Below are 25444 nucleotides of genomic sequence, written 5' to 3' on the forward strand. Positions count from 1 at the left end.
ATGCGTCGGCAAAATGGCTGCTTTTCAAGCCTTAATGGGGGCGCTATGGCTCGGGTTCATGACGGATTTAATTTCGATTTATAACGACCGGGTTGCTCAGGGCATCCTGACAAGAGATGACGCGCAAGAGGCCGTGCTGCCCCATTTCGAGCGCATTCGTGCAGCCCTTGCGGCTCCGGTCAAGCGAGGGCTGTTTCGCAAGGCCCCTTTGCCACCGAAAGGGTTGTATCTTTGGGGTGGCGTCGGGCGCGGCAAGTCCATGCTGATGGATATGTTCGTTGATGCGCTGGGGGATATCCCAGCGCGACGCGTGCATTTCCACGCTTTCATGCAGGAAATCCATGCGGGTATGCATAAGGCTCGTCAGGACGGGGTCGAGGATGCGCTGGCCCCGGTGGCGCAGGAGGTAGTGAAAACGGTCAAACTGCTGGCCTTTGATGAGATGCAGATCACCGACATCACCGATGCGATGATCGTGGGGCGTTTGTTTGACATGTTGTACGAGGGTGGGGTTGTGGTCGTGACGACCTCGAACCGGCATCCCGATGACCTGTACAAGGACGGGTTGAACCGGCAGCTGTTTCTGCCGTTCATCGCACATATCAAGGAACAGCTTCAGGTTTGGGAACTGGTCTCACCCACCGATTACCGACAGAACCGGCTTGAGGGCGCGCCGGTCTATTTCACGCCGATCGGCCCGGAAGCACGTCAAAGCATTCGCAGTGTCTGGAACGACTTGTCCGGCGGTGCAGCGGAACCGCTGATCTTGCAGGTTAAAGGCCGCGCTGTTGAGCTTCCGGCTTTTCGCAATGGCGTCGCGCGGGCGTCGTTCTACGATCTGTGCGGGCGGATGCTGGGGCCTGCGGATTATCTGGCGATTGCCGAGGAACTGAAGGTGCTGGTGTTGGAAGACATCCCGCGCCTGTCACGGAACAACTTCAACGAAGCCAAGCGGTTCGTGACCCTAATCGATGCGCTTTATGAAGCGAGGGTACGTCTGATCTGTTCTGCCGCAGCCGAGCCCGAGATGTTGTATGTCGAGGGCGAAGGGACGTTTGAATTTGAACGCACCGCCTCGCGCCTGCGCGAGATGCAGGATCAGGATTGGGGGAAATAGGGGCGCGCTGCCCCCGCCGCGCTTTGCGCGCCTCCCCCGAGGTTTTTTGCCAGATGAAGCTTTGGCGGGCTTTCTTCAGCCGTTTTCGCGCAGGATGTTCCCGGCCAGGTAAAGCGAGCCGCATATCAGTACGCGGGCCTGCGGGTCTGCCGCCACGATTGTGTTCAGCGCATCGGCAACGCTGTCGGCGGTTGTCGCAGGCAGGTTGACCTTGGCCGCAGCGGCGGCGGTGTCTTCGGCGCTGAGCGTGGCGGCCTCTCCGGGAATGGAAACGGCGGTCAGGCTTTGCGCCTGTTTCGCCAGCGGGGCCAGATAGCCGGAGACGTCCTTGGTGTTGAGCATACCGCAGATCATATGCGTGGGGCGGTCGGGCAGCTTGGCCAGAACGTCAGCCAGCGCGATTCCGGCGGCGGCGTTGTGGCCGCCATCCAACCACAGCTCGGCCTGCGGAGCGGCTGCGACCAGCGGACCGGTCTTCAGGCGCTGCATCCGCGCGGGCCATTCGGCTTTGGTCACGGCGGCCTCATAGGCATCGTCGCCCAGGTTCAGGTGACGCAGCACGGCTAGCGCGGCGCCAGCGTTCTGGATCTGGTGTGCGCCCAGCAGGTTCGGCAGTGGCAGGTCGCGCAGGCCGGTTTCGTCCTGATAGATCAGGCGCCCGTTTTCCTCATGCACGTGCCAGTGCTGGCCGTGGACCAGCAGCGGAGCCCCTAGGCGCGCGGCGGTGTATTCGATGACCTCAAGCGCCTCGTCCGGTTGCGGGCCGACGATGCAGGGCACGCCCGGCTTTATGATGCCAGCCTTTTCGGCGGCGATCTTGCCAAGTGTGTCGCCCAGAAACTGTTCGTGGTCGATTGACACTGGTGTGATCACTGTGACCGCCGGTTGGTGGACGACATTGGTGGCATCCAGACGGCCGCCCAAGCCGACCTCAAGCAGCGTGTAATCTGCTTTTACCCGGGCAAAAGCCAGCAGGGCGGCGCAGGTCGTGATCTCGAAATAGGTGATGTTTTCGCCATTGTTGGCTGCGTAGCATTCGTCCAGAACCGCCGTCAGGTCAGGTTCCGAGATCAGCTCTCCGGCCAGGCGAATGCGTTCGTGGAACCGCGCCAGATGCGGCGAGGTATAGGCATGGGCCGACAGCCCTGCCCCTTCCAGCCCGGCCCGGATCATGGCCTGGGTCGAGCCCTTGCCGTTGGTGCCGGCGATGTGGATCACCGGCGGCAATTTGGTCTGCGGGTTGTCCAGAGCATCCAGCAGGCGCCAGACACGGTCCAAGGTCAGGTCAATGATCTTGGGGTGCAGGGCCATCATCCGGTCAAGGATGAGGTCAGATGTCTGGCCGGTCATTTCTCGCCCGCGTCCTCAGCCGGTGCTTCGGCAGGGGTTTCTTCGGGCTCGGGCGCAGGCAGGTCGCCTTTGACCGCCGGAGGCTGGTTCATCAGCATACGTGTGATGGTGATCAGCTCTTCGCGCATTTCGGTGCGTTTGGTGACGCGGTCCAGCATCCCGTGATCCAGCAGATATTCGGCGCGCTGGAACCCTTCGGGCAGTTTTTCACGGATGGTCTGTTCGATCACGCGAGGCCCGGCAAAGCAGATCAGCGCGTTGGGTTCCGAGATATGCACATCGCCCAGCATTGCGTAGGATGCCGTCACGCCGCCCGTGGTCGGATGGGTCAGCACGACAATATAGGGCAGGTTCGCCTCTTTCAGCATCTCGACGGCCACGGTGGTCCGCGGCATCTGCATCAGGCTGAGGATACCTTCCTGCATTCGTGCGCCGCCCGCGGCCGAGAACAGGATCAGCGGGCGCTTGAGCTTCACCGCCTCTTGCGCGGCGGCGATGATGGCGTTGCCGACATACATGCCCATCGAGCCGCCCATGAACGAGAAATCCTGCGCGGCGGCGACGATAGGCGTGCGGCCAATCTCTCCGCTGGCGACCAGCATCGCCTCTTTCTCACCGGTCTTTTTCTGCGCGGCTTTCATGCGGTCGGGATACTTCTTCTGATCGCGAAAATGCAGCGGGTCGTCTTTGGGCGCAGGTACCTCGACCTCGGTGAAAATTCCACCGTCGAACAGGTGCTTGAACCGATCGCGCGGGGTGATCGCCATGTGGTGACCGCACTGGGTGCAGACGTTCTGATTTTCCGCCAACTCGCGGTGGAACAGCATCGTGCCGCATTCGTCGCACTTGTGCCATAGGTTTTCGGGCACTTCCCGGCGCGAGAAGATCGAGTTGATCCGGGGGCGGACGTAGTTTGTGATCCAGTTCATGTCGGAACCTTGTTATGCGGCTTTGACGTCAAATAAGACGCAACGGCAGGAAATGCAATCAACGCCTGAGCGCAAGGCGCGCTGTCAGCCAACAGACAATCATCACTGCGAAATCCACGTACAGCCATTGGCGCAGCATCCCGGTCTCGGTCATCTCATACGGTAGTAGGTACAGGGCCAGGCCGCTGAGGGTGTCAGGCAGTGAGATGAATAGCAATGCAACGGTATTGTTGAGGAAATGCAAGGCGATAGCAGGTCCCAGCGTCCCGGATCTTGCGGTCAGGTCCGCCGCCAGAAGGCCGAAGACAAAGGCCCAGACCGTCACGAGAAGCGCGTTGTCCCCGGTTACACCCGGCGCGTAATGCCCGGCGGCAAACAGAAAAGAGGGCACGCCCATCCAGATCACCGGAGACCGGAATCTGGCCGCCAGACATTGCTGGATATAACCGCGAAACAGCACTTCCTCGGCGCTGGTCTGAATCAGTACCGCAGTCGCCGACATCGGCAGCAATAACACCCATGTGGACAGGGCAAGGTTCTGGGTCAGCGGCGCGCCCATTCCGTATGGCGGCAAAAGGGCCATGACCACGCCAAGAACCGTCAGGGCCAGTGCGACCAGAACAAATTGCTGTCGGAACCGATTGCGCGGCCCCAGAATCGCGCGCAAAGACCGGCGCTGCATTTGCCGGGCCGCAACAGCGACGCCTAGCGTCAGAAACCCGAAACTCATCAACAAGACCAATGTGGCCAAAACCGAGGTGCCGCGCAAAAAGCCCTGTACCTGATCCGGGGGGATCAGACCTCCGATGAGGGCGAACAGAACCGAATTCAGCGTCACATACAGCACGCCGACAATGAACAGCCCGAGCATAAGGCGCCACAGCTCGGGCCGGGCGCGGGCGCTGGCCACAAGCTGTTCATGGGCGGAATAGGCGGCGGGTTCACGCATTGTTGCCGGTGCTCTCGCCTTCGAGGGATTGCGGTAAGTCCGGGAATACATCGGCGGTTTTCTGGACTTCGTTCAGCCTGGTCGACAATGTGGTCAGATATCCGGCGACGGTCTGCAGCAGCTGAACCGCGACCGAGGCGTCGCTTTCGATCACGGCCCGCAGTTCTTCGGCGCCGATGCGCAGGAAGGTGCAATCTGTGATGGCTTCCAGATCCAGTTGGCGGAGATCGCCGGTGATGATCGACAGATCACCGATCAGACGGCCGGGTTCGATAATCGAAATAGGTCGCTTGCCGCCGCCTTCTTCGGTCCAGATCAGCTTGGCCTGCCCCTTGATGCACAAATAGGCCGCATCGGGGGATTGCCCGCGGGAAAAGATCATCTGACCCTCAGCCACTTCATACCATTGCGCCGAGAACGCCAGCAGGCGTTGGTTGCGGGCGTCGATGCCCGAAAACAGCTCGGTCGAGGCGATAATCTGCAGTTTCCGGCTCAGATCGGCCGAGGCCCCGTCTTCGTGGCGGTCCAGGGTCCGCGCAACGCCGTCGATGCGCCCGTCCTTGATTTCGATGAACAGATCATAGGCTTCGGGGTGGGCAAAGTGATCCTCCATGAAGATCATGATTGAGTCGGGCAACAGTTCCCGCAACCGCAGGCGCGTGCGCAGGCGGCTTTGGGAATCGTGGCTGGCCAGCGCCTTGTCGAGGATCAGAATATCGGGGCGTTTGATCCCCGCCCGCGAAAACGCCGCGCGTTCCTGAAACACGGTCGGCAGGTTGTTCCCGCCGAGCCCGGTTTGCAGATCGAACAAGGTCGCCGCCGCCCGGCGTCGCAGGCCTGCCTCGTTCATGGCGTGCGCCACAAGATCCTCAATCTCTTCGGCGTGGGCGCCGGCTGTAATGGAGACCCGCCCGTAAAGCGCATTCTCCATCACAGTGAGGCGTGGGAAGTAACTGTCTGGCGACAATGGAATGAACATGCCGTTCAGCGCGCCCTGAAGTCGTTCGGACTGTTCCTTTCGGATGGAAAGGATCTTGTCCTTGTATTCCTTCGGGAAATCCGGGCCAATCTGCTCGGCTGTCAATAGAAACGGGACGGTCAGCAGCAAAGATCGTTCGGCTTCGCTGATGTCGTCGTCACCTTTGGCTTTGCGTCGATCCTTGATATCGAGCAGACGGTGGAACATGTCCTTCGACATGCCCAAACGCAGAAACAGAGGGTGATCTGTCCCGCCGCGCCCAAAGGCCTGATCCAGCGTCTCGACCACGTCGCTCGCCATGCTCATGGCATCCTCGGCCAGATCATGTGAGCTGAGTATGTTCTTGAACCGCCTGTCGCCGGCCAGAGACTCGGGCGTGATATCCCGCGAAGGGGTGGCAAATAGCAAGTTCCCCCCAAGCGGCACAGTCGGGTTAAAGCGGTCAGGATCGAACCGGTAGACATGTCGGTCCAGCCCATTTTCCCGTAGCCGCTCTGCAACCGTTTCGCGCAGATTGACTACGTCCCGTGCCAGATCAGGATGCAGTTTGGGATCGAACTGGGTGCGCAGTGTACGGCGCAGTAAAACCTCGTCGGTCCCCATTGCTTCGACCAGCCGGAACCACCAGTCCCGAATGTCCTCGATGTCATCCAACCCGGCCAGTTCGGGGTCAATCCATTCATCCGTCAGAGAGTCGGTCGGGTTGCCGGATCGCGCAGCTTCGATCTGCCAACGGCTGGGGGCCTTTGCGGCGTCTGCCTCATGCCGCGGATGGGGGCGCAACGGCATCATCAGGTTATCGCCAACCGTGCCGTTAAACAGATAGGGTCGCGAATAGGCATAGCCGATCCGGGCGGCGATCACGGATTGATGCAGGTCTTTCAGATTGTGACCCGCCATGATTATCTCACCCTGAACCGGCAATACTTCGCGGGTCAGCACCTGTGCCAGCGCATTGCGTTCCGACGCATGGGTCGACTGGATCGCCACCCGCGCACCTTTGGGAATGGTCAGGTCGATATCTTCCAGAATGGTTTTGCCGTCATCGTCGCGCACGGTGACGTTGCGCAGCTCGATCTCGCCGGTCAGGTGCGGGATCACCTCGGGCTCGCCCACGAACAGCTCTTCCGGGATCATGTTCGAGGGGGCAAAGCGTTCGGTCACAACTTCCCACCGCAAGGACATGTCCTGAACCTGATTGTAATAGGTCAGCAGGTCCTTCCACGGGCCGCTCAGGTCCTTGTAGGCCCCAAGCGCCGCGACCAGTGCACCCACCGTCACTTCGCCCTTGATCGCCAGATAGCCGCCGACCGAATAAAACAGGAACGGCGTCATCTGCGTGATCAGGTTGTTCAGGAACTTCATGAAGAATTTCTTGTTGTAGATCTTGAACCGGATCTCGAACAAGAGCCCCAACCGGTGGCTGAACTGAGCCAGCCGATAGCGCCAGCCACCATTGGTACGTAGATCGCTGATGCCCGCCGCGCTTTCGCCAATTTCTGAACTCAGGCTGCGGACCTCTTGAATGCGCTCTTTGTTCAGCAGGTTGATCTGGCGCTGCAGTTTCGGGATCAGCCACGCCTGCAGCGGGATCAGCGCAATGCTGGCCAGTCCAAACCAGACGCTTTGCATGAACAGGAAGGTGACGATGGTCATCATCTGGCCGAACTGGAACACCGGCTGGGCGATGGCATCGCCCATCAACCCTCCCATTGGTTCCGCCTCAGAGGTGATCATCGACACCAGCTCGCCCTGACTGGTGGTGGCGAAATAGGATTTCGGGAATCGCATCGTGCGGTGGATCAGGGTGAACCGCAGGCGGCGCAGCATACGCTCGGCCAGAATGCCCTTCATTGTGTTGATGCGCATCTTCATCAACCCACTGGCGATCACCGTGGCCAGAAAGGCAAAGCACAGGATCATCAGGTACTGCACCTGGGTCACCGTGAAACCCAGCACCGTGACTGAGTCATTGGGAGCGCCGATGGCACCGTTGATAATCTGCTTGGGCAGCTCAAGCGAGGCATAGAGAAACGGAAACGACAGGATCGTCAGCAACAGCAGGACAAGCTGTTGTTTCCTGGAATGTTTCCAGATGAATGCGAACAGGGTGGATTCCATGCGCCGGTCGTGCCTCAAATCTATTGGATGCGATTTTGGGATGATCCAATGCAATCAGGTGACAGACGGTACGCACTGGCCCCGGCGATTGCAAGAATGCGGCGAGGTAACAGATTGCCGCCGGGTTGACCACCCGCCCATCTGTTCACGAATTTGAGAGTTTTGATCCTCAAAATCGTTTATTCATCTTTAACCCCTGCGCCGTCTTTGACTAAACAGGGTCACACTCTGAACGTTGGGGCCATGGGCAGACTACTGGATCGCTATATTCACCATCGGGTCGTCGCGCGTTGGCGCGAGGCATTGCGCGGTGCGGCTGAAGCGTCTGAGCCGCAGCTGCGTCAACAGCGAGACGATGCGCGCAAGCTGCGCACACAACTGGATATGCTGATCCATGAAGCCGATGGCCGGCTGACCCGACCCAGAATCGGGTCGGTCCAGTTCCCCAAACCTCTGGGTACGGATTGGTGCTGGCGACCGGATCTGTGGCGCGGGCCGCTGTCGCGCCCGGGGGTGGCCTCGGCCCCGCGTCGGGCGCAGATGGATCGGCAGGTAACGCTGTTTCACGACTGCCCTCTGGCCGAGATCGGGATGCGGCAGACCCGGAATTCCCGCGACAAGGACTTGGCCGCATTCGGACTGACGGTCGATGTGTTCGGATTTTCAGGCTCGTTCCTGTCGCTGTCCGTGGAATTGCCGCCCGAAGCCGCGCAGGGGCTGACCAAACAGCATCTGATGCGCGCCGATGTGCAGATTGAGCTTGAACAGCCACTTGAGATGTTCGCCCGCCTCAATATCCAGCACGGCCCCAACACCGAACAGGTGCTGCGCAAACTGGACCTGTCCAGCCCGTCCAATTCCGTGGATTTCGATCTGGCCCACCTGCCCCTGAACGAACAGCGGGTCGAGAAGATCTGGCTGGACCTGATCTTTGACAATCCCCGGATGAACCGCGCCACGCTGCGCGACCTGACCTTCTGCCGCCACCACCGCGCCGATTTGTGAGAGTTCCAACCATGACGCTTCCGATTTTGACGCATATACGGTTCGAAAACGGCCTTTGGCAGGGGCATCTGCAGGCCGACAGCGAGCCACGGATCGAGGTGCGCTATCTGGGCGAAAATCTCGAAGACGTGCGTGTTTCGGCAACTGAAGACGGGTGGACCCTGACTGTTCCAGTGCCCGTGGCTGCGCTGTCCGACGGTGTGCATTGTTTCGTGCTCGTCGATGCGGCGACTTCGGAAAAGATTGGCGATTTCACAATCATCGCAGGCTCTCCGGCAGCGGATGATCTGCGGGCCGAGGTCGAACTTTTGCGCGCCGAACTGGACATGCTGAAACGCGCGTTTCGCCGGACGCAAAGCACCGACAAGTGATCCGCCCGGGGCAAATCCCTATCTTTTCAACGGATTTCCGTGCATCCTAGGGTGACCCGCAGCAGCCTGGGCAAGCTCATGGATCGCAGTAGCATTGTCAAAGTCATCGCATTGATGGTGACGGGGTTCGGGATCGGCATAGACTTTACCGGTGCATTGATCCTGGTTCCGGCCATCGAGAACAGTTTCGATGCGGACATTACCAGCACGCAGTGGGTTCTGAACATCTATGCTCTGTTCTTCGCCATGACGATGGTCGCCGGCGGGCGCATGGGCGATATGTTCGGGCACCGCAAAATGATGCTGATCGGGCTGTCGATTTTTCTGTTCTCGTCCGTCATGTGCTTTGTCTCGCCCAGCCTGGACTTCCTGATCTTTGCCCGCGCCCTGCAGGGCATCGGCGCAGGCTGCGTCTGGCCCTGTACACTGGCGTTCGGGGCGACTAAGGTTTCGCGGCCCGAACATCGGGCCATGATCATGGGGCTGATCCTGGCTGGCGTCACTTGTGGCAACGTGTTTGGCCCTCTGATCAGTGGAACGGTGGTCAACCTTGGGGATTGGAGGCTGTTTTTCCTGGCCAACGTGGTGTTTTCAATCATCTCGATGGTGACCGCCTTGCTGTTGATGCAGCGCGAAACCCAACACAAGCAGGGAGAGCATATCGACTTTGCCGGGATGGCCGTGCTGTCCTTTGCCGTCTTGCTGCTGCTCTACGGGTTGGATGTGGGCGCGGACTGGGGCTGGACCTCGGCCCCGCTGCTGATGCTGTTCTTTGTCAGCGCGGTGTTGTTCGTTCTGTTCCCGCAGGTGGAAAAGCGGGTCAAAGAGCCGCTGTTGCTGCCGCAGATGATGGCGAACCGCGAGTTCCGGATCACTCTGGGGCTGAACATGTTCAACGTGTCGGCCGCCTTTGTCGGGCTGATGTATTTTCCGCAATACATGCAAAAGGTTCTGGGCTGGTCGACTCTGCAATCGGCCTTTGGGCTGGCGCCTTTGACGGTTCTTCTGGCGGTGGGGTCCATCCTGTCGGGCCGGTTGTACAACGATTTCGGCCCCAAGCGGCTTTTGTTCTGGGGTTATCTCTGCGCCACGGTCGGGGCTGCCAGCGTCGTGGTGATGCCTGCCGGGTTCGGCTATTTCCAGATTCTGCCCGGCATGGCGATGATCGGGCTGGGGGCCACGCTGACGGTCGGGCCATCCGGCACCGCCGCCGTCTGTGCGGTGAAACCGGAACGGGCGGGGCTGGTCGGCGGGCTGAGTTTCATGACCCATCTTGTCTATGGCGCCATCTCGGTCGCTTGCGCGACGGCAATCATGTACCGCGTCAGCCTGCGCAGCCTGGGGGAGCGCCTGACATCCGCCGGAATTGACATGTCGGAAGCCAGTCAGAGGGTCATAAATGGAGGGACGCTGACCACGCGTTCTGCCAAGGCCGTCATGGAAAAACTGACCCCTGCCGAGGCCGAAAAGGTCCAATCCGCCATCGCCGCTGCTTTTGACACCGGAATGAACATGGCCTTCATTTTCGCGACCATCTCCGTTTCAGTCGGCGTCTTGCTGGCAATGATGCTGGATGAGGAAAAGCTGCATAAGGTGGAAAGCTGACCCACCCGCAAGAAAAAAGGGCCGCCCATTCGGCGGCCCGTTTTCTGTTATTGTGACGGCCCGTTCGGGTTGAAGGCCGACAGACCCTTGAGGATGTCGATGGCATAGGCCAGCTGGTAATCCTCTTCCCGCAATTCGGCAGTTGCTTCGGCGCGGGCGCGGTCTTCCTCGATCTGACGGATTTCGTCCTCGCTGAGGCTGTCATTATTCAGGCTGCCGCGCAGGTCGGCCTCGGACCGGGCGGGGCGGTCCGAGTCTTCGTCGTCCGATGCGGGTGCCGGGCGCGGCTGTTCGACGATGATGTCAGGGCTGACGCCAAGCGCCTGGATCGAGCGACCCGACGGGGTGTAATAGCGCGACGTGGTCAGGCGCATGGCCCCGTCCCCGCGCAGCGGCATGACCGTCTGCACCGAGCCTTTGCCAAAGCTCTTGGTGCCCACCACGATGGCGCGGCGGTGATCCTGCAGCGCACCGGCGACGATCTCGGACGCCGAAGCCGAGCCGCCATTGATCAGAACCACGATCGGCTTGCCTTCGGCCAGATCGCCGGGGGTGGCGTTGAACCGCTCTCCTTCACCCGGATCGCGACCACGGGTCGAAACGATCTCACCTTCGTTCAGGAACGCATCCGAGACCTTGATCGCCTGCGTCAGCAGACCGCCCGGGTTGTTGCGCAGGTCCAGAACAAAACCGTTGACCTTGTCGATGCCGCCAGCCTCTTCGATCTGTTCGCTCAGACCTTCCTCGAGGTTGGGGAAAGTCTGGTCGTTGAAGGTGGTCACACGCAGCACGACGCTGGTGCCCTCGGTGCGGGCACGTACAGCGGTCAATTTGATGGTGTCGCGGATGATGGTGACGTCGAACGGCTCCTGCTCACCTTCACGCACAACGGTGATGACGATTTCCGAACCCACCGGCCCGCGCATCAGATCGACCGCTTTGTCCAGTGTCAGGCCCAGAATGCTTTCGCCATCGACATGGGTGATGAAATCACCCGCTTCGATTCCCGCCGCATCTGCGGGCGTGTCGTCGATGGGCGAGACGACTTTCACAAAACCCTCTTCCTGCGTGACCTCGATGCCCAGCCCGCCGAATTCGCCACGGGTCTGCACGCGCATCTGTTCCGCGTCGTCCGGTGACAGATAGCTGGAATGCGGATCCAGCGAGGTCAGCATGCCGTCAATCGCCGCCTCGATCAGCTCTTCAGGCTCAACCTCTTCGACATATTGCGCACGGATGCGCTCGAAAATGTCGCCGAACAGGTCCAGCTGCTCATAGACGCTGGCGTTGTTCTCGGCCTCCTGCGCCAGCAGAGGGCCCGCGATCTGAGTGGTTGCGATTATACCTGCCAAGGTTCCGGCCAGACCGGCCATCACAAATTTCTTCATACGTACTCATCCATCCTTACTGGTCCGAAACCACGATTCCGGGTCCACGGGGCTGTTATCCTGTCTTACCTCTATATAGAGCGTTTCTGACCGGTCAGTTCCAGTGCCATCACCGCTTGTTGACAAAATAGCGCCGATTTCGGGCGTTTCACCGGGCATCAGACCCACCGGAGTGCCCTCGGGGATCACCTGTCCGGTGTTGCCGTAAACCTCTTGAAGGCCCGAAAACACGAACAAAAGTCCGGGTTGGGGTTCAAGTATCACCAGATTCCCGAGATCCAGCAGTGGTCCGCGATAGCGAATGGTGGCGGCTGTCGGCGCGGTCACAATTGCGCGGGGACGCGTGCCCAGCACCACTCCGGGGCGTTTGACGCCTGCCGCATCCGTTTCCCCGGCGCGATTCAGCACGACACCCTGTACGGGCAAAGCGATCTCTCCCTTCCGGTCGGAGATATCAGCACTGGTTTCGGCAATTTCGCCTTCGGAGATTTCCGACAGACCGCTGGCAAACCCTTCCAGGGTCTCTGTGGACGAGATCAGGATCGCTGTGCGCACCGGGTCCTCGACAAAACGGCTGGGCAAATCGGTGCGGTCGGCGATGGCGGTGCTCAGCTGCGTGCGGGCGGTCTGGACGCCGGTCAGCCCTTCGGTCAGGGTTTCCGCCGCACTTTGTTGCAACTGCCGCAAGGTCTGCACCTCTTGCAGGTCATGGGCCAGGGCCTGCGCGCGGGCGTTGAGGCCCGGTGTGACCTCGGACAGCATCATTCCCGCCCGGGCTGACCCCAGCGGGCCCGACGGGTGCAGCATCAGAACCGGTGGTGAGGTTGTTTCAATCGTCTGCAACACGCCCAGCAACTGCGCGATGTCCTTTTCGCGGGTGCGCAGTTCGACGGTCAGCTGCGCCTCGCGCGTGGCGGCGCGGCGCAGGCCTTCGCGCATGGCGGTCAGACCGGCCTCATAGGCCTGAATGGTTTCGGTCAGGGCGCGCACACGGTCGCGAGCGCTGTCGGCCTCGGTCAAGGCGACCGAGGCGTCCTCCAGCATCTGCGCCGCATTCAGCGCGGCTGTGGACGGGTCGGTCTGTGCATGGACCGGAGCCGCAAACAGCAGCGCCAGAACAAGCGCGCGAATGGTCATGACAGCAGGCTCTTCCCGGTCATTTCCGGCGGCTGTTCCAGGCCCATCAGCTGCAACAGGGTCGGTGCGAGATCGGACAGGCGCCCGTTGCGCAGCGTCGCACCCTCGGGGCCGCCGACCAGTGCCACGGGGACCGGGTTCAGCGTATGCGCCGTGTGCGGCCCGCCGGTTTCCGGATCGACCATCATCTCACAGTTGCCGTGGTCGGCGGTCACGATCATCGCGCCGCCTGCCATTTCCAACGCGGCAACAACCTGCGCCAAACCCTGATCCACGGCCTCACAGGCCTTGATCGCCGCCTGCAGGTCGCCCGTGTGGCCGACCATGTCCGGGTTGGCATAGTTTGTGACGATCAGGTCGTATCCCGCCTCAATCGCCTCGACGAACTTGGCAGTCACTTCGGTCGAGGACATTTCGGGCTGCAGATCATAGGTCGCCACTTTGGGCGATTTCGGCATGAATCGGTCCTCTCCCACCTCGGGCGTTTCCTTACCGCCGTTGAGGAAGAAGGTGACATGTGGATACTTCTCGGTCTCGGCAAGGCGGAATTGGCGCAGACCTTGTTTGGCGACCCACTCACCCAGCGTGTTCACGATGTCCCGTTTGGGAAACACGGTGGTCATATAGGCATTGTGACCGTCCGAGTATTCGACCATTCCCAACAGGGCAGACAGTTGTGGGCGCGGGCCGGTGTCGAAATCAGAGAAATCCGGTTCACCAATCGCGCGCAGAATCTCGCGGGCGCGGTCAGCGCGGAAGTTGAGGCAGAAGACCCCGTCCCCGTCTTTCACACCGTTGAAGCCGTCCAGAACCGTGGGCACGATGAACTCATCGGTTTCCGACTGGTTGTAGGCGTGGTCAATCGCGCCATGAGCGGTCGCAGAGGTTCGGCCCTGCCCCTTGATCATTGCCTCATAAGCCTCGCTGACGCGTTCCCAGCGGTTGTCGCGGTCCATGGCAAAATAGCGCCCGCTGACGGTGACAAGGCGCGCGCCTTCGGGCAGGCGATCTTCCAGCTCGGCGATATAGGTGAAGGCGGATTTCGGCGCCACGTCGCGGCCATCGGTGATCGCGTGCAGCGCGACGGGCACGCCCGCGTCGGTGATCGCCTTGGCCGCGGCAACGATATGGTTCAGGTGTCCATGCACACCGCCATCCGACACCAGCCCCATCAGATGCGCGGTGCCGCCCGCAGATTTTACCTTGGCAATGAAATCCTGCAGGGCGTCGTTGTCGAAGAACGAGCCATCCTCGATTGCCAGATCAATCTGTCCCAGATCCATGGCCACAACACGGCCTGCGCCGATATTGGTGTGACCGACCTCGGAATTGCCCATCTGCCCGCTGGGAAGACCCACATCCGGCCCGTGGGTGATCAGGGTCGCGTGCGGACCGTTGGCCATGATCGCGTCGAAGGTCGGCGTGTTGGCGAGATAAGGCGCGTTGGCCTTGGTGTCCTCGGACAGGCCCCAACCATCAAGAATGCACAGGACAACGGGTTTGGGGGCGGTCATTTCGGCTCTCCGGATTTCTGCTCTTGGTTGGTCTTGTATCGTCTGACCTGCGTCGGGTGAACCGCCTTTTGGCGGCGTCCGAACAGAATTAATGCCCGGAGGGTTTGTCCTTGCCGATATATTCAGCAAAAGGCCGTGCTTTGCGCCCCCGGTATTTGACGGTCAGATCCAGCGGAGCCTCGTTTTCGTCATAGATCCCCAGGACAACCCCCCTGCCCCGGCTTTTCGTGCGCATCTCGATCAGTTGTTGTTCCGACCTGGTGGTGCGCTGCGACGGGCGGCGGGTCCAGGCAAAGAGGTGATCGTACATTTCCGCGATGACATCGGCGTGGTCGGTACTGTCGCCCAGATCGATCAGTTCATCCGGATCGTTTTCAAGATCGAACAGGATTGGACGGTAACCACCTTCGCAATGGATCAGTTTCCATTTCTTGTTGGCGACCATGAACATCACCGCATCGCGGACGGACGCATTCAGCATGTCGGCGATGGGCGATGCGGAGTAATCGTATTCGCAGATCACCACATCGCGCGGCGTTTCATCCTGCTGACCATGCAGGATCGGCAGCAGGGAATGCCCTTCGAGGATATGCGAGGCGACCTCTTCCCCGGCCACTTCCACAAAGGTCGGGGCGAGGTCGATGGATTCAACCAACGCATCACTGACCGTGCCGCGTGTTGCGTCTGCCTCGGGCGATGGGTCATAGATGATCAGAGGCACTTTGGTCGCGGCATCGTGGAAGAACGTCTTCTCTCCCATCCAATGATCGCCCAGAAAATCGCCGTGATCCGAGGTCAGCACGATCATCGTGTCCTCCATCCGGCCTGTTTTTTCCATCCAGTCGAACAGACGGCCCATCTGATCATCGGCCTGTTTGATCAGACCCATATAGGCGGGGATCACCGCCTCGCGCACGTCACGGCGCGAGAATGTCTGGCCGATTTTCGTATCCATGAACGCACGCAGAACCGGGTGAGCATTCTCACGCTCGGCCTCGGACCGGATCACCGGCAGCACGTGCTCGGGCCCGTACATCGAGGCATAGGGTTCCGGCACGATATAGGGCCAGTGCGGCTTGATAAAGCTCAGGTGACAGCACCACGAAGCATCATGGCTTTCCATGAATTCGATGCCGCGACCAGTCAAATAGGGGGTTTCGCTGTCCTCTTCAGCGATATTTGCCGCCTCAGACGAGTTTTTCAGGAACCAGCCCGACAACACGTTGCCATCCGCATCCAGCCCGGAATTTGCAAAGTCGTGCCACGGGTTGTCACTCTCATAGCCTTTGTCGGTGAGGTACTTGTTGTATTTCTTCGCCCCGTCCGGGTCGTAGAACCCATCCGGGCCTTCGGGGCGCATCCCGTCGTCGCGTTCGTAAACATCGAACCCGCATTCCGCCACGCGGGCACCGATCAGGCTGTCGGGCTCCAGCCCCAGCCGCGCCATCCCCTCGGCATCCGCCTTCATATGGGTTTTGCCGACCAGCCAGCAGTCCATCCCCGCCTTGCGCAGATGATCGCCCATGGTGATCTCACCCACCTTCAGCGGGATGCCGTTCCAGGATGCGCCGTGGGAATGCACGTAGCGCCCGGTATAGGTGGACATACGCGAACTGCCGCAGATGGGGGATTGGATATAGGCGCGATCAAACCGCACGCCCCGCGCGGCCAGACGGTCAATATTGGGGGTATCCAGATGCGGGTGGCCGTAACAGCTCAGGTAGTCCCAGCGCAGTTGGTCGAACATGATGAACAGGATGTTTTTGGCTTTGGCCATGCGGTACCCCCGGTATTCAGGGACCTAGTTAGCCAATTCCCGGCCCGGGGCGAAGTGCTAATTACGCTTCGGCCTGACGTTCCATCTGCTCCTGCATCTTCTTCGCGCGCTTGCACTGGAGCTTGTCGCGCAGCGGCGAGTTCGGATCGACGTCTTTCTGACAGACCACGCATTTATCCGCGCCCGAGATCGCATTCAGGCCACCACAGCTGCCCTTGATGGTCTTGCCCATCAGCATCACACCCAGTGACATGCCCACCACAACGAGGGTCAGCAGAATGAAGGCCAGAATAAAGGTGCTCATCGTGGGTCCTACCGGTTAGTTGGTGCCAAGCGCGTCTTTGAACGCAGTGCTGTGAACGGTGATATAGGCTTCTTCGCCGCCTGTCACATCCCGCGAGATGAAATACACGGCAAGTTCATGCTTTTCGGCCAGCTCAAGGCCCTTTTCCTGACCCAAAGCCAGCATCGCGGTGGCCCAGGCATCCGCCATCATCGCGTTTTCGGCCAGAACGGTGACCGAGGTCGTCCGGTGCGTGATCGGACGGCCCGTCGTCGGATCGATGATATGCGAATAGCGCACACCGTCCTGTTCGAAGAAATTCTTGTAATCGCCCGAGCTGGCCATACCCAGATCGCCCACCGATACGATCAGCTGCGGGGTTTGCGCACCGGCTTGCGGTTTTTCGATGCCGATGCGCCAAGTTTCGCCCTTGTCGTTCTGGCCCTTGGTGACCAGATCGCCGCCAATCTCGACCAGGTAATCCTCGATCCCCGCTTCGCGCAGGGTCTCGGCCACGGCGTCGATGCCATAGCCCTTGGCGATCGCAGACAGGTTGATTCCAACGCCGGGCTCGGATTTTGCCAGCTTGCCTGCCTCGGCATCCAGGGTCAGAAGCCGGGCTTGGCCGACACCGCTCAGCGCGGCCTCAATCTCGGCATCCGAGGGCACCGGGTCTTCCGGCGTGCGGGGGCCAAAGCCCCACAGCTCGATCAACGGGCCGAGGGTGACGTCAAAAATGCCGCCGGTTTTCTCATGCACTTCATTCGCGGCCGTCATCACTTGCGCGAACTCGGCGGATACGGGCATCGGATCGGTGCTGGTTGCGGCGGAAAAGGTCGAGACCTCGGAGTTCGGGTCCCAGTTCGACATCTTGGCGTTGACCTCGGCCAGAGTTTCCTGAACCGCAGCGGCCAGGGCATCCTCGTCCAGATCCTCGCCAATGGCGGTGATGTTGAACGTCGTGCCCATCGTTTCGCCCGACAGGCGAACCACTTCGGGCTCTTTGTCGAACAGGCAGCCGGACAGAAGTGTGGCAAAGGCCAGTACAGGCACAAGACGCATGGGGTGGTCTCCGAAAATTCAGTGCCCGGCATATGCCAGCCACCCATGCCGGAGTCAAACCGGCGTCACAGCTTCAGCGGCAAAAAGCCCAGAACCAAAAGGCCGATCCCCGCGGGTACCCCGAACAGCCACGCCCGTTTCTGCCATCCCGGCGCCTGCTGTTTCCACGCCATGCGGAAATTATGGCCGCACACGACCACCGCAAAGAAAATCAACGCGGCCACGGGTGGGGTAAGATACAGCTCGTTCAATGGCTTAAGGTTCCTCCGCTGGCGGGAGATTCCGCCGATCAGTGCAAATGCACCCTATACAGGTCGTTTAGCTGCGCTAAGGTGAAAGGGAAAGACTTTGCAATAACCATGAAGGAGATTGCCCATGGCCCCAACCTCTTACCAATCGCCATCGCGTGGCGACAAGGCTGACAAGACCACGTACAGCCAATCGACCGAGTCGAACCTGTCGCACTCGCAGACAACCGTGGCCAAGTTGCTGGAAGGTAAAGGGGATGCGGTGTTTTCGGTGCGCCCGAACGAGACGATCCATTCCGTGGTCAACACACTCAAGGAAAAGCGGATTGGTGCGGTGCTGGTGACCGACCAGAATGGCACCTTGCAGGGCATCCTGTCCGAGCGCGACATCGTGCGGCGCATGGCGGACACGCCCGGCCAGACCCTGCCGCAGGCGGTCGAAGATCTGATGACGCACGAGGTCAAGACCTGCACGCCGGATGATTATCTGAACGACGTTCTGAAATCCATGACCGAAGGCCGGTTCCGCCACATGCCGGTTCTGTGCGACGGGAACCTGTGCGGCGTCATCACCATCGGCGACGTTGTGCATTTCCGCCTGGAAGAGCTGGAATACGAAGCGCTTCGGATGAAGCAGATGATCGTCGGCTAGGCGATTTTGCCCAGAATCCCCTTGACCTTGCCCCGGCGACAGTATCCCTGATGCGTCAAAGATTGCGTTAAGGTCGAGGGTTGCATGAAACGGGTTCTTGTCACGGGCACGGCGGGATTTATCGGGTTCCATCTGGCAAAGCTGCTGCTGTCCGAGGGGTTCCGCGTGCATGGCTATGACGGGATGACGGACTATTATGACGTCACACTGAAACAGCGCCGTCACCAGATGCTGTTGCAGTCGCCGGGATTTTCCGCGACCGAGGACTTGCTGGAAAACCACGAACGCCTGATGCAGGTCGCCGATGAGTTCCAGCCCGAGGTAATCGTTCACCTCGCTGCGCAAGCCGGGGTCCGCTACAGCCTTGAAGACCCGCGCAGCTATGTCAGCTCGAACGTCGTGGGCACTTTCAACGTGATGGAGGTCGCCCGGCAGCATGAGGTCGCGCATCTTTTGATGGCTTCGACCTCCTCGGTTTATGGCGCCAACGAGGTCATGCCCTTTACCGAGGTGGAAAAGGCCGACACCCCCCTGACCATCTACGCCGCGACCAAAAAGGCGAATGAGGCGATGGGCCATTCCTATGCCCATCTGTGGAACCTGCCGACCACGATGTTCCGGTTCTTCACTGTCTATGGAACCTGGGGGCGGCCAGATCTGGCGTTGTACAAATTCGTGGATGCCATCCTGGATGACCGTCCCATCGATATCTACAACCACGGCAACATGTATCGCGACTTTACCTATGTGGAGGACCTCGTGCGCGGGATCAGGTTGTTGATCGACGTTCCTCCGGTGCGTCCCGCCAATGCGGAAGAGATTGAGGAAGGCGACAGCCTGTCACCCGCGGCGCCGTGGCGTGTGGTCAATATCGGCAATGGCGACAAGGTACGGCTGATGGACTTTGTCGAGGCGATCGAAGAGGCGCTTGGGAAAAAGGCGATCCGCAACTACATGCCGATGCAGATGGGCGACGTGCCTGCGACATGGGCCGACAACGACCTTCTGCAACGACTGACAGGCTATCGGCCGCAGACAGATTTCAAAGACGGGATTGCGCGATTTGTCGAATGGTTCCGCGACTATCATCAAAAGTGACCCGAGGGGCCGTAATGCTTGAAACCAACCCGAATTCCCGTCGGATCGCTGTTATTGGCCTTGGGTATGTTGGCCTGCCGCTGGCCGTGGCCTTCGGCAAGATCGGCCCGGTTGTGGGCTTTGATATCAACCCGGACCGGATTGAAGCCCTGCGCAAAGGGCAGGATTCCACGCAAGAGGTTGAGCCCGAGGATCTGGCCGCAGCCTCCGGGTTGGTTTTCACGACCGACATGTCCGACTTGGCCAATTGCGACACCTTTATCGTGACGGTCCCTACCCCGATCACAGAAGGCAGGCAGCCCGATTTGTCCCCCCTGCTCCGCGCCTCGGAAATGGTTGGCGGGTTGCTGAACCCCGGTGATCTGGTGATCTATGAATCCACCGTTTACCCTGGCGCGACCGAAGAGGATTGTGTGCCGGTTCTGGAACGCGCATCTGGCCTGACCTTCAACCGCGATTTCTTTGCCGGCTACAGCCCCGAGCGGATCAACCCGGGCGACAAGACCCACAGGATTTCCGATATCTGCAAGGTGACCTCCGGCTCAACCCCCGAGGTGGCCGATCTGGTGGATGCGCTCTACGCCCGGATCATCGCAGCGGGCACCCACAAGGCCGAAAGCATCCCCGTGGCCGAGGCCGCGAAGGTGATCGAGAACACGCAGCGTGATCTGAATATCGCGCTGGTCAACGAACTGGCGATGATCTTTGGCCGTATGGATATCGACACTGACGCCGTTCTGCGGGCCGCTGGTACCAAATGGAACTTCCTGCCCTTTCGCCCCGGTCTGGTTGGCGGGCACTGTATTGGGGTCGATCCCTATTACCTGACCCACAAGGCCGAGGCTGTCGGTCACCACCCCCAGATCATTCTGGCCGGTCGGCGGTTGAATGACAGCATGGGCGGCTATGTGGTCTCGCAACTGGTCAAACGAATGATGCGCGACGGCATCCATGTGGGCGCGGCGCGGGTTTTGGTGATGGGGCTGACCTTCAAGGAAAACTGCCCGGACCTGCGCAATACGCGCGTCGTTGATATCATCGAAGAACTACAGGATTACGGCGTTACAGTGGACGTCTTTGACCCCCACGCCGACCCACGCGCTGCCCAGGCCGAATATGGAATCAAACTGATCGACGACCCTCAGAACGCCACCTATGACGCCGTGGTGCTGGCGGTGGCGCATCGGGAATTTCTGGACCTAGATCCTGCGCAAGTGCGCGCCTATGGCAAGGATCAGAGCGTTGTATTCGACGTCAAATCCTGTCTTCCCAAAGAGGCCAGCGATCTGCGCCTATAAAAAAACCGGCGCGTGATGCGCCGGTTTTTCGTTTCTTACCCGCCGAAATCGTCGAGCATGATGTCTTCGCGGTCCACGCCCAGATCCAGCAGCATGTTGATGACCGACTGGTTCATGATCGGCGGACCACACATGTAGAACTCGCAATCCTCGGGCGCGGGGTGGTTCTTGAGGTATTCTTCGAACAGAACATTGTGGATGAAGCCGGTATAGCCTTTCCAGTCATCCTCGGGCTGCGCATCCGACAGGGCAACGTGCCATTCGAAATTGTCGAATTCCTTGGCCAGCGAGTCGAAATCCTCGACAAAGAACATCTCTTTTTTCGAGCGCGCACCGTACCAGAAGCTGATCTTGCGGTTGCGGTTCTCGAGACGCTTGAGCTGGTCGAAGATATGGCTGCGCATCGGTGCCATACCAGCACCACCGCCGATGAAGACCATTTCCTTGTCGGTCTCGCGGGCGAAGAATTCGCCAAACGGACCCGAGATCGTGACCTTGTCGCCCGGCTTCAGGTTGAAGATGTACGACGACATCTGACCCGGAGGGATGCCCTCGGACCCCGGAGGCGGCGACGCGACGCGGACGTTCAGCATGATCATGCCCTTTTCGTCCGGGTAGTTGGCCATCGAATAGGCGCGTTCGATCGGTTCGTTCACAACCGATTCATACTGCCACAGATTGAAGCGGTCCCAATCCTCGCGGTATTCCTCCTGCACGTCGAAATCGGTGTATTTCAATGCGTGTGCAGGGGCCTCGATCTGGATGTAACCACCGGCGCGGAAATTCACATCCTCACCTTCGGGCAGGTCCAGCGTCAGCGCCTTAATGAAGGTCGCAACGTTTTCGTTTGACCGGACGGTGCATTCCCATTTCTTGACGCCAAAGACCTCTTCGGGAACCTCGATGTCCATGTCCTGCTTGACCGCAACCTGACAGGACAGACGGTCGCCGCAGGAGGCTTCGCGCTTGGTAATGTGGCTTTCTTCGGTCGGCAGGATCGAGCCGCCGCCGGAATGCACCTTTACCCGACACTGCGCACAGGTGCCGCCACCGCCGCAAGCGGAGGGGACGAACAGTTTCTCGGCTGCCAGCGTCTGCAGCAGCTTGCCGCCTGCGGGCACCGAAATGGTTTTCTCGCCGTTGATGGTAATGTTGACGTTGCCGGTCGAAACCAGACGCGAACGTGCGGCCATGATGATGGCGACCAGCGCCAGAACGATCAGGGTGAAAAGGATGACGCCTAAGCTAAAAGTTTCCATTGCGCCCTCCTTACAGTTTCACGCCCGAGAAGGACATGAAGGCCATCGCCATCAGACCCGCGGTGATGAAGGTGATGCCCAGACCTTGCAGGCCATCGGGGATGTCCGAGTATTTCAGCTTTTCGCGCACACCGGCCATCGCAGTGATCGCCAGCGCCCAACCAAAGCCGGAAGACAGACCATAGGTCGTGGCCTCGGCAAAGTTGTAGTCGCGTTCCACCATGAACAGCGAGCCACCCAGAATGGCGCAGTTAACCGTGATCAGCGGCAGGAAGATCCCCAATGCGTTGTAGAGCGGCGGGAAATACTTGTCCAAAACCATCTCGAGGATCTGAACCATCGCCGCGATCACACCGATATACGAGATCAGGCCAAGGAAGGTCAGGTCTACATCCGGGAACCCGGCCCATGCCAGCGCGCCCGGCTTCAGCAGATAGTTCAGCAGCAGGTTGTTGGCAGGCACGGTGATCGCCTGCACGACCATGACCGAGATGCCCAGACCCAGCGCGGTCGATATCTTCTTGGACACGGCGATGAAGGTACACATCCCCAGAAAGAAGCTGAGCGCAAGGTTTTCGACAAAGATGGCCTTTACGGCCAGTGAAATCAGACCTTCCATCAGTGGGCCTCTACCTGCTGAATTTTGTATTCACGCTCTTCCACCTGGTTCGGCTTCCATGTGCGGAAGGCCCAGATGATCAGACCGATGATGAAGAACGCCGACGGCGGCAGCAGCAACATGCCGTTGGGCACGTACCAGCCACCGTTGTTGATGGTCTCCAGAATGGTGACACCGAACAGCGAACCCGCGCCGAACAGTTCGCGGATAAAGCCGACCAGCATCAGGATGAGGCCATAGCCCATACCGTTGCCCACACCGTCGATGAACGAAGCCACCGGCGGGTTCTTCATTGCAAACGCCTCGGCGCGGCCCATCACGATACAGTTGGTAATGATCAGACCGACGAAAACCGACAGGGTTTTCGAAATCTCAAAGGCATAGGCCTTGAGCACCTGATCCACCAGGATCACCAGCGAGGCGATGATTACCATCTGCACGATGATCCGGATCGAACCCGGGATCTGGTTGCGCAGGATCGAGATGAACATCGACGAGAACGCGGTCACGAAGGTCACCGCCAGCGCCATCACAAAGGCCACCTGCAGCGACGAGGTTACCGCCAACGCGGAACAGATGCCCAGAACCTGCAGCGTGATCGGGTTGTTGTCGACAAGCGGGTCGACCAGCATCTCTTTCTTGGTCTGAGACATCAGAGTTCTCCTGCTTGCAGTTTGGCCAGGAACGGAGCGTAGCCCGCGTCACCCATCCAGAATTTCACCAGGTTATCGACACCAACCGAGGTCAGCGTGGCACCAGCCAGCGCATCGACATAGAAATCGGGCCCGGCTGCGGGTTGCGATTTGGCGACGGTGATCTGCAGATCGCCCGCGTCATCCCGCAGTTTCTTGCCGCTCCACAGCGCTTTCCAGCGCGGGTTGTCCACCTCGGCGCCCAGGCCCGGGGTCTCACCATGCTGATAGAATTGCAGGCCGTAGATATCGTTGCCGTTGTTTTCCAGCGCGATAAAGCCATAGAGCGTCGACCACAGGCCATAGCCGTGCAGCGGCAGGATCACCTTGTCCAGCGCGCCTGCATCGTCACGCAACAGATAGATCACGCGGTACTTGGCCTTGCGGCCGATCCCTGCCGGGTCGTCATCCAGTGCGACGCTCAGCTCGGGGTCGCTGGCGGCGGCGATATCGTCGAACGTAGCCGGGTCGAACTGATCATCGACGAAGTCTCCGGTGGACAGCTCCAGCACATGCGGCTCGAACGCGGCGAAGGCTTCGGAGACGTCGATGCCGGGCTCATAAACGCCCGCCACCTGCAAAACGTTTACCTGCTTGTCTTTCAGCGCGTTGGCTTCCTGAACAGGGCGCAGGCTGACCGCGGCGGCGGACACGACCATCGAGGCCACAAGGCAGACCGCCACGGCGATGAAGATTGTTTTGCCAACCGAATCCGGCGAGGCTGCCAGAAACTTGGCAATCGCGCCCTTGGGTGCCTCGTTATTGTCTGGGGATTGCGTATCAGACATGGCGACGCGCCCTCCGTTTGATGTTGGCCTGAACGACGAAATAGTCGATCAGCGGTGCAAAGACGTTGCCGAACAGGATGGCCAGCATCATGCCTTCGGGGAAAGCCGGGTTGAGGACGCGGATCAGAACAACCATGACACCGATCAGCGCACCATAAATATAACGGCCCAGATTGGTGTGGCTGGCCGATACCGGTTCCGTCACCATGAAGGCCAGACCGAACGCATACCCGCCCAGCACGACATGCCAGTACCAGGGCATTGCAAACATCGGGTTGGTGTTCGACCCGATCAGGTTCAGCAGCCAGGTGAATACGATCGTCCCGGCCAGACAGCCCACGATCAATCGGTAATTGGCGATCTTGGTCACCAGCAGGAAGATCAGGCCGATGATACAGGCCAGCGTCGAGGTCTCGCCAAAGCTGCCCTGAATGGTGCCGTAGAACGCGCTCCACCAAGTGATGCCCTCGGCGGCCAGCGCCTGCATCCCGTCGGCTGCGGAAACAGCCAGTGCCGTGGCGCCCGAGAACCCGTCAACCGGGGTCCAAACCGCATCACCCGACATCTGCGCCGGATAGGCGAAATACAGGAACGCCCGACCCACCAGCGCGGGGTTGAGGAAATTCTTGCCGGTGCCGCCAAACACCTCTTTGCCGATCACGACGCCGAAGATGATGCCCAATGCCACCTGCCACAACGGCGTAGTGGCCGGCATGATCAGCGTGTAAAGCATTGAGGTCACAAGGAAACCCTCGTTTACCTCGTGTCCGCGCACGGTGGCGAAGATGACCTCGAAAATACCGCCTGCGACCAGTGTCACGATATAGATCGGCAGGAAGTACAAAAGCCCGTGCATGACATTGGCGAAGATGCTGGACGGGTCCAGCGAAATGCCGAACATCTGCAACAGGGCGATCCGCCAGCCGGTGGCGGCATCCGCGCCCAACGTGGCGATCGCGGAGTTCGCCTGATAGCCGGTGTTCCACATCCCCCAGAGGATACAGGGGATCGTCGCGATCACGACATAGGTCATGATCCGCTTCATATCCACATAGGACCGTGCGTGCGGCGCGACGGTGGTTACGGTTTTCGGAGTGTAGATGAAGCTTTCGACCATCTCGTAGATGGGGAAAAGCTTCTCGTACCTGCCGCCCTTGGTAAAGTTCGGCTCAATCCGGTCAAAGAAGCTGCGCAAACCCATTC

23 protein-coding genes are annotated in these 25444 nt (G+C 59.9%); 7 read left to right on the forward strand and 16 right to left on the reverse strand.

The genetic code is table 11. The features are described 5' to 3' along the window. Window positions 1–58 precede the first annotated feature (58 nt). Entirely contained in the window at window positions 59–1117 is a 1059-nt protein-coding gene (gene zapE, locus GOX88_RS11635) for a cell division protein ZapE (protein WP_170401586.1), read from the forward strand. A gap of 75 nt (window positions 1118–1192) precedes the next feature. On the opposite strand, the gene GOX88_RS11640 is transcribed toward zapE, so the two are convergent. The 4 genes from GOX88_RS11640 to GOX88_RS11655 are packed head-to-tail and all read right to left on the reverse strand — an operon-like array spanning window position 1193 to window position 7445. Then, window positions 1193–2467, reverse strand: a complete 1275-nt coding sequence (locus GOX88_RS11640) for a bifunctional folylpolyglutamate synthase/dihydrofolate synthase (RefSeq protein WP_170401589.1) — start codon at window positions 2465–2467, stop codon at window positions 1193–1195. Beyond that, window positions 2464–3396, reverse strand: a complete 933-nt coding sequence (gene accD, locus GOX88_RS11645) for an acetyl-CoA carboxylase, carboxyltransferase subunit beta (protein ID WP_170401592.1) — start codon at window positions 3394–3396, stop codon at window positions 2464–2466. The genes GOX88_RS11640 and accD overlap by 4 nt, the downstream gene beginning before the upstream one ends. Before the next feature lie 58 nt (window positions 3397–3454). Continuing rightward, entirely contained in the window at window positions 3455–4345 is an 891-nt protein-coding gene (locus GOX88_RS11650; protein WP_170401596.1) for a CPBP family intramembrane glutamic endopeptidase, read from the reverse strand. Continuing rightward, window positions 4338–7445 (reverse strand): ABC transporter transmembrane domain-containing protein, encoded by a 3108-nt coding sequence (locus tag GOX88_RS11655; RefSeq protein WP_170401599.1) that lies wholly within the window; start codon window positions 7443–7445, stop codon window positions 4338–4340. The genes GOX88_RS11650 and GOX88_RS11655 overlap by 8 nt, the downstream gene beginning before the upstream one ends. A gap of 243 nt (window positions 7446–7688) precedes the next feature. On the opposite strand from GOX88_RS11655, the gene GOX88_RS11660 reads away from it, so the two are divergent. The 3 genes from GOX88_RS11660 to GOX88_RS11670 all read left to right on the forward strand — a co-directional run bounded on the left by GOX88_RS11660 (window position 7689) and on the right by GOX88_RS11670 (window position 10426). After that, complete coding sequence (locus GOX88_RS11660) at window positions 7689–8450, forward strand: DUF6478 family protein (RefSeq protein ID WP_170401603.1); 762 nt, start codon at window positions 7689–7691, stop codon at window positions 8448–8450. Window positions 8451–8461: 11 nt separating this feature from the next. After that, on the forward strand, window positions 8462–8821 hold the full coding sequence (locus GOX88_RS11665; RefSeq protein WP_170401606.1) for a hypothetical protein: 360 nt from the start codon (window positions 8462–8464) through the stop codon (window positions 8819–8821). A 78-nt stretch (window positions 8822–8899) separates the two neighbouring features. Continuing rightward, complete coding sequence (locus GOX88_RS11670) at window positions 8900–10426, forward strand: MFS transporter (RefSeq protein WP_170401609.1); 1527 nt, start codon at window positions 8900–8902, stop codon at window positions 10424–10426. A gap of 47 nt (window positions 10427–10473) precedes the next feature. Here the strand turns inward: GOX88_RS11670 and GOX88_RS11675 are convergent, their stop codons facing one another. From GOX88_RS11675 to GOX88_RS11705, 7 genes are all read right to left on the reverse strand, one after another. Beyond that, a complete protein-coding gene (locus GOX88_RS11675) occupies window positions 10474–11814 on the reverse strand; it encodes a S41 family peptidase (RefSeq protein WP_170401612.1) in 1341 nt (446 codons plus the stop codon). Window positions 11815–11820: 6 nt separating this feature from the next. Beyond that, on the reverse strand, window positions 11821–12951 hold the full coding sequence (locus tag GOX88_RS11680) for a murein hydrolase activator EnvC family protein (RefSeq protein ID WP_170401614.1): 1131 nt from the start codon (window positions 12949–12951) through the stop codon (window positions 11821–11823). Beyond that, window positions 12948–14465, reverse strand: a complete 1518-nt coding sequence (gene gpmI, locus GOX88_RS11685) for a 2,3-bisphosphoglycerate-independent phosphoglycerate mutase (RefSeq protein ID WP_170401617.1) — start codon at window positions 14463–14465, stop codon at window positions 12948–12950. Before gpmI ends, GOX88_RS11680 begins: the two co-directional genes overlap by 4 nt. A gap of 88 nt (window positions 14466–14553) precedes the next feature. Then, window positions 14554–16242, reverse strand: coding sequence for a sulfatase-like hydrolase/transferase (locus tag GOX88_RS11690; RefSeq protein WP_170401620.1), 1689 nt, complete (start codon window positions 16240–16242; stop codon window positions 14554–14556). A gap of 61 nt (window positions 16243–16303) precedes the next feature. After that, on the reverse strand, window positions 16304–16546 hold the full coding sequence (gene nqrM, locus GOX88_RS11695) for a (Na+)-NQR maturation NqrM (protein WP_170401623.1): 243 nt from the start codon (window positions 16544–16546) through the stop codon (window positions 16304–16306). Between the two features lie 15 nt (window positions 16547–16561). Further along, complete coding sequence (locus GOX88_RS11700; RefSeq protein ID WP_170401626.1) at window positions 16562–17587, reverse strand: FAD:protein FMN transferase; 1026 nt, start codon at window positions 17585–17587, stop codon at window positions 16562–16564. Window positions 17588–17652: 65 nt separating this feature from the next. After that, window positions 17653–17838 (reverse strand): hypothetical protein, encoded by a 186-nt coding sequence (locus GOX88_RS11705; RefSeq protein ID WP_170401628.1) that lies wholly within the window; start codon window positions 17836–17838, stop codon window positions 17653–17655. 124 nt (window positions 17839–17962) lie between these two features. On the opposite strand from GOX88_RS11705, the gene GOX88_RS11710 reads away from it, so the two are divergent. From GOX88_RS11710 to tviB, 3 genes are all read left to right on the forward strand, one after another. Beyond that, entirely contained in the window at window positions 17963–18487 is a 525-nt protein-coding gene (locus GOX88_RS11710) for a CBS domain-containing protein (RefSeq protein ID WP_170401631.1), read from the forward strand. Window positions 18488–18571: 84 nt separating this feature from the next. Beyond that, window positions 18572–19585, forward strand: a complete 1014-nt coding sequence (locus GOX88_RS11715) for a GDP-mannose 4,6-dehydratase (protein WP_170401633.1) — start codon at window positions 18572–18574, stop codon at window positions 19583–19585. Between the two features lie 14 nt (window positions 19586–19599). Next, window positions 19600–20883 (forward strand): Vi polysaccharide biosynthesis UDP-N-acetylglucosamine C-6 dehydrogenase TviB, encoded by a 1284-nt coding sequence (tviB, locus tag GOX88_RS11720; protein WP_170401637.1) that lies wholly within the window; start codon window positions 19600–19602, stop codon window positions 20881–20883. Window positions 20884–20918: 35 nt separating this feature from the next. Here the strand turns inward: tviB and nqrF are convergent, their stop codons facing one another. The 5 genes from nqrF to GOX88_RS11745 are packed head-to-tail and all read right to left on the reverse strand — an operon-like array spanning window position 20919 to window position 25442. Continuing rightward, window positions 20919–22142 carry an NADH:ubiquinone reductase (Na(+)-transporting) subunit F gene (gene nqrF / locus GOX88_RS11725; protein ID WP_170401639.1) on the reverse strand — a complete coding sequence of 408 codons (1224 nt, stop codon included), beginning with the start codon at window positions 22140–22142 and terminating at the stop codon, window positions 20919–20921. 10 nt (window positions 22143–22152) lie between these two features. Beyond that, a complete protein-coding gene (gene nqrE / locus GOX88_RS11730) occupies window positions 22153–22761 on the reverse strand; it encodes an NADH:ubiquinone reductase (Na(+)-transporting) subunit E (protein ID WP_039526851.1) in 609 nt (202 codons plus the stop codon). Next, window positions 22761–23414: an NADH:ubiquinone reductase (Na(+)-transporting) subunit D gene (locus GOX88_RS11735; protein WP_170401640.1), complete on the reverse strand. Its 654-nt coding sequence runs from the start codon at window positions 23412–23414 to the stop codon at window positions 22761–22763. The genes nqrE and GOX88_RS11735 overlap by 1 nt, the downstream gene beginning before the upstream one ends. Beyond that, the gene (locus tag GOX88_RS11740; RefSeq protein WP_170401642.1) at window positions 23414–24241 is read right to left on the reverse strand and encodes a Na(+)-translocating NADH-quinone reductase subunit C; all 828 of its coding nucleotides are present in this window, start codon (window positions 24239–24241) and stop codon (window positions 23414–23416) included. The genes GOX88_RS11735 and GOX88_RS11740 overlap by 1 nt, the downstream gene beginning before the upstream one ends. Further along, a complete protein-coding gene (locus tag GOX88_RS11745; protein ID WP_170401645.1) occupies window positions 24234–25442 on the reverse strand; it encodes an NADH:ubiquinone reductase (Na(+)-transporting) subunit B in 1209 nt (402 codons plus the stop codon). The genes GOX88_RS11740 and GOX88_RS11745 overlap by 8 nt, the downstream gene beginning before the upstream one ends. Window positions 25443–25444 lie beyond the last annotated feature (2 nt).

It is taken from the genome of Ruegeria arenilitoris (assembly GCF_013030985.1).
GTDB lineage: Bacteria > Pseudomonadota > Alphaproteobacteria > Rhodobacterales > Rhodobacteraceae > Ruegeria > Ruegeria arenilitoris_B.

What these genes read in the sequence shown, in the direction of transcription:
- zapE (WP_170401586.1), top strand. Translation starts at nt 59, where the DNA reads ATGACGGATTTAATTTCGATTTATAACGACCGGGTTGCTCAGGGCATC.
- GOX88_RS11640 (WP_170401589.1), bottom strand. Translation starts at nt 2,467, where the DNA reads ATGACCGGCCAGACATCTGACCTCATCCTTGACCGGATGATGGCCCTG.
- accD (WP_170401592.1), bottom strand. Translation starts at nt 3,396, where the DNA reads ATGAACTGGATCACAAACTACGTCCGCCCCCGGATCAACTCGATCTTC.
- GOX88_RS11650 (WP_170401596.1), bottom strand. Translation starts at nt 4,345, where the DNA reads ATGCGTGAACCCGCCGCCTATTCCGCCCATGAACAGCTTGTGGCCAGC.
- GOX88_RS11655 (WP_170401599.1), bottom strand. Translation starts at nt 7,445, where the DNA reads ATGGAATCCACCCTGTTCGCATTCATCTGGAAACATTCCAGGAAACAA.
- GOX88_RS11660 (WP_170401603.1), top strand. Translation starts at nt 7,689, where the DNA reads ATGGGCAGACTACTGGATCGCTATATTCACCATCGGGTCGTCGCGCGT.
- GOX88_RS11665 (WP_170401606.1), top strand. Translation starts at nt 8,462, where the DNA reads ATGACGCTTCCGATTTTGACGCATATACGGTTCGAAAACGGCCTTTGG.
- GOX88_RS11670 (WP_170401609.1), top strand. Translation starts at nt 8,900, where the DNA reads ATGGATCGCAGTAGCATTGTCAAAGTCATCGCATTGATGGTGACGGGG.
- GOX88_RS11675 (WP_170401612.1), bottom strand. Translation starts at nt 11,814, where the DNA reads ATGAAGAAATTTGTGATGGCCGGTCTGGCCGGAACCTTGGCAGGTATA.
- GOX88_RS11680 (WP_170401614.1), bottom strand. Translation starts at nt 12,951, where the DNA reads ATGACCATTCGCGCGCTTGTTCTGGCGCTGCTGTTTGCGGCTCCGGTC.
- gpmI (WP_170401617.1), bottom strand. Translation starts at nt 14,465, where the DNA reads ATGACCGCCCCCAAACCCGTTGTCCTGTGCATTCTTGATGGTTGGGGC.
- GOX88_RS11690 (WP_170401620.1), bottom strand. Translation starts at nt 16,242, where the DNA reads ATGGCCAAAGCCAAAAACATCCTGTTCATCATGTTCGACCAACTGCGC.
- nqrM (WP_170401623.1), bottom strand. Translation starts at nt 16,546, where the DNA reads ATGAGCACCTTTATTCTGGCCTTCATTCTGCTGACCCTCGTTGTGGTG.
- GOX88_RS11700 (WP_170401626.1), bottom strand. Translation starts at nt 17,587, where the DNA reads ATGCGTCTTGTGCCTGTACTGGCCTTTGCCACACTTCTGTCCGGCTGC.
- GOX88_RS11710 (WP_170401631.1), top strand. Translation starts at nt 17,963, where the DNA reads ATGGCCCCAACCTCTTACCAATCGCCATCGCGTGGCGACAAGGCTGAC.
- GOX88_RS11715 (WP_170401633.1), top strand. Translation starts at nt 18,572, where the DNA reads ATGAAACGGGTTCTTGTCACGGGCACGGCGGGATTTATCGGGTTCCAT.
- tviB (WP_170401637.1), top strand. Translation starts at nt 19,600, where the DNA reads ATGCTTGAAACCAACCCGAATTCCCGTCGGATCGCTGTTATTGGCCTT.
- nqrF (WP_170401639.1), bottom strand. Translation starts at nt 22,142, where the DNA reads ATGGAAACTTTTAGCTTAGGCGTCATCCTTTTCACCCTGATCGTTCTG.
- nqrE (WP_039526851.1), bottom strand. Translation starts at nt 22,761, where the DNA reads ATGGAAGGTCTGATTTCACTGGCCGTAAAGGCCATCTTTGTCGAAAAC.
- GOX88_RS11735 (WP_170401640.1), bottom strand. Translation starts at nt 23,414, where the DNA reads ATGTCTCAGACCAAGAAAGAGATGCTGGTCGACCCGCTTGTCGACAAC.
- GOX88_RS11740 (WP_170401642.1), bottom strand. Translation starts at nt 24,241, where the DNA reads ATGTCTGATACGCAATCCCCAGACAATAACGAGGCACCCAAGGGCGCG.
- GOX88_RS11745 (WP_170401645.1), bottom strand. Translation starts at nt 25,442, where the DNA reads ATGGGTTTGCGCAGCTTCTTTGACCGGATTGAGCCGAACTTTACCAAG.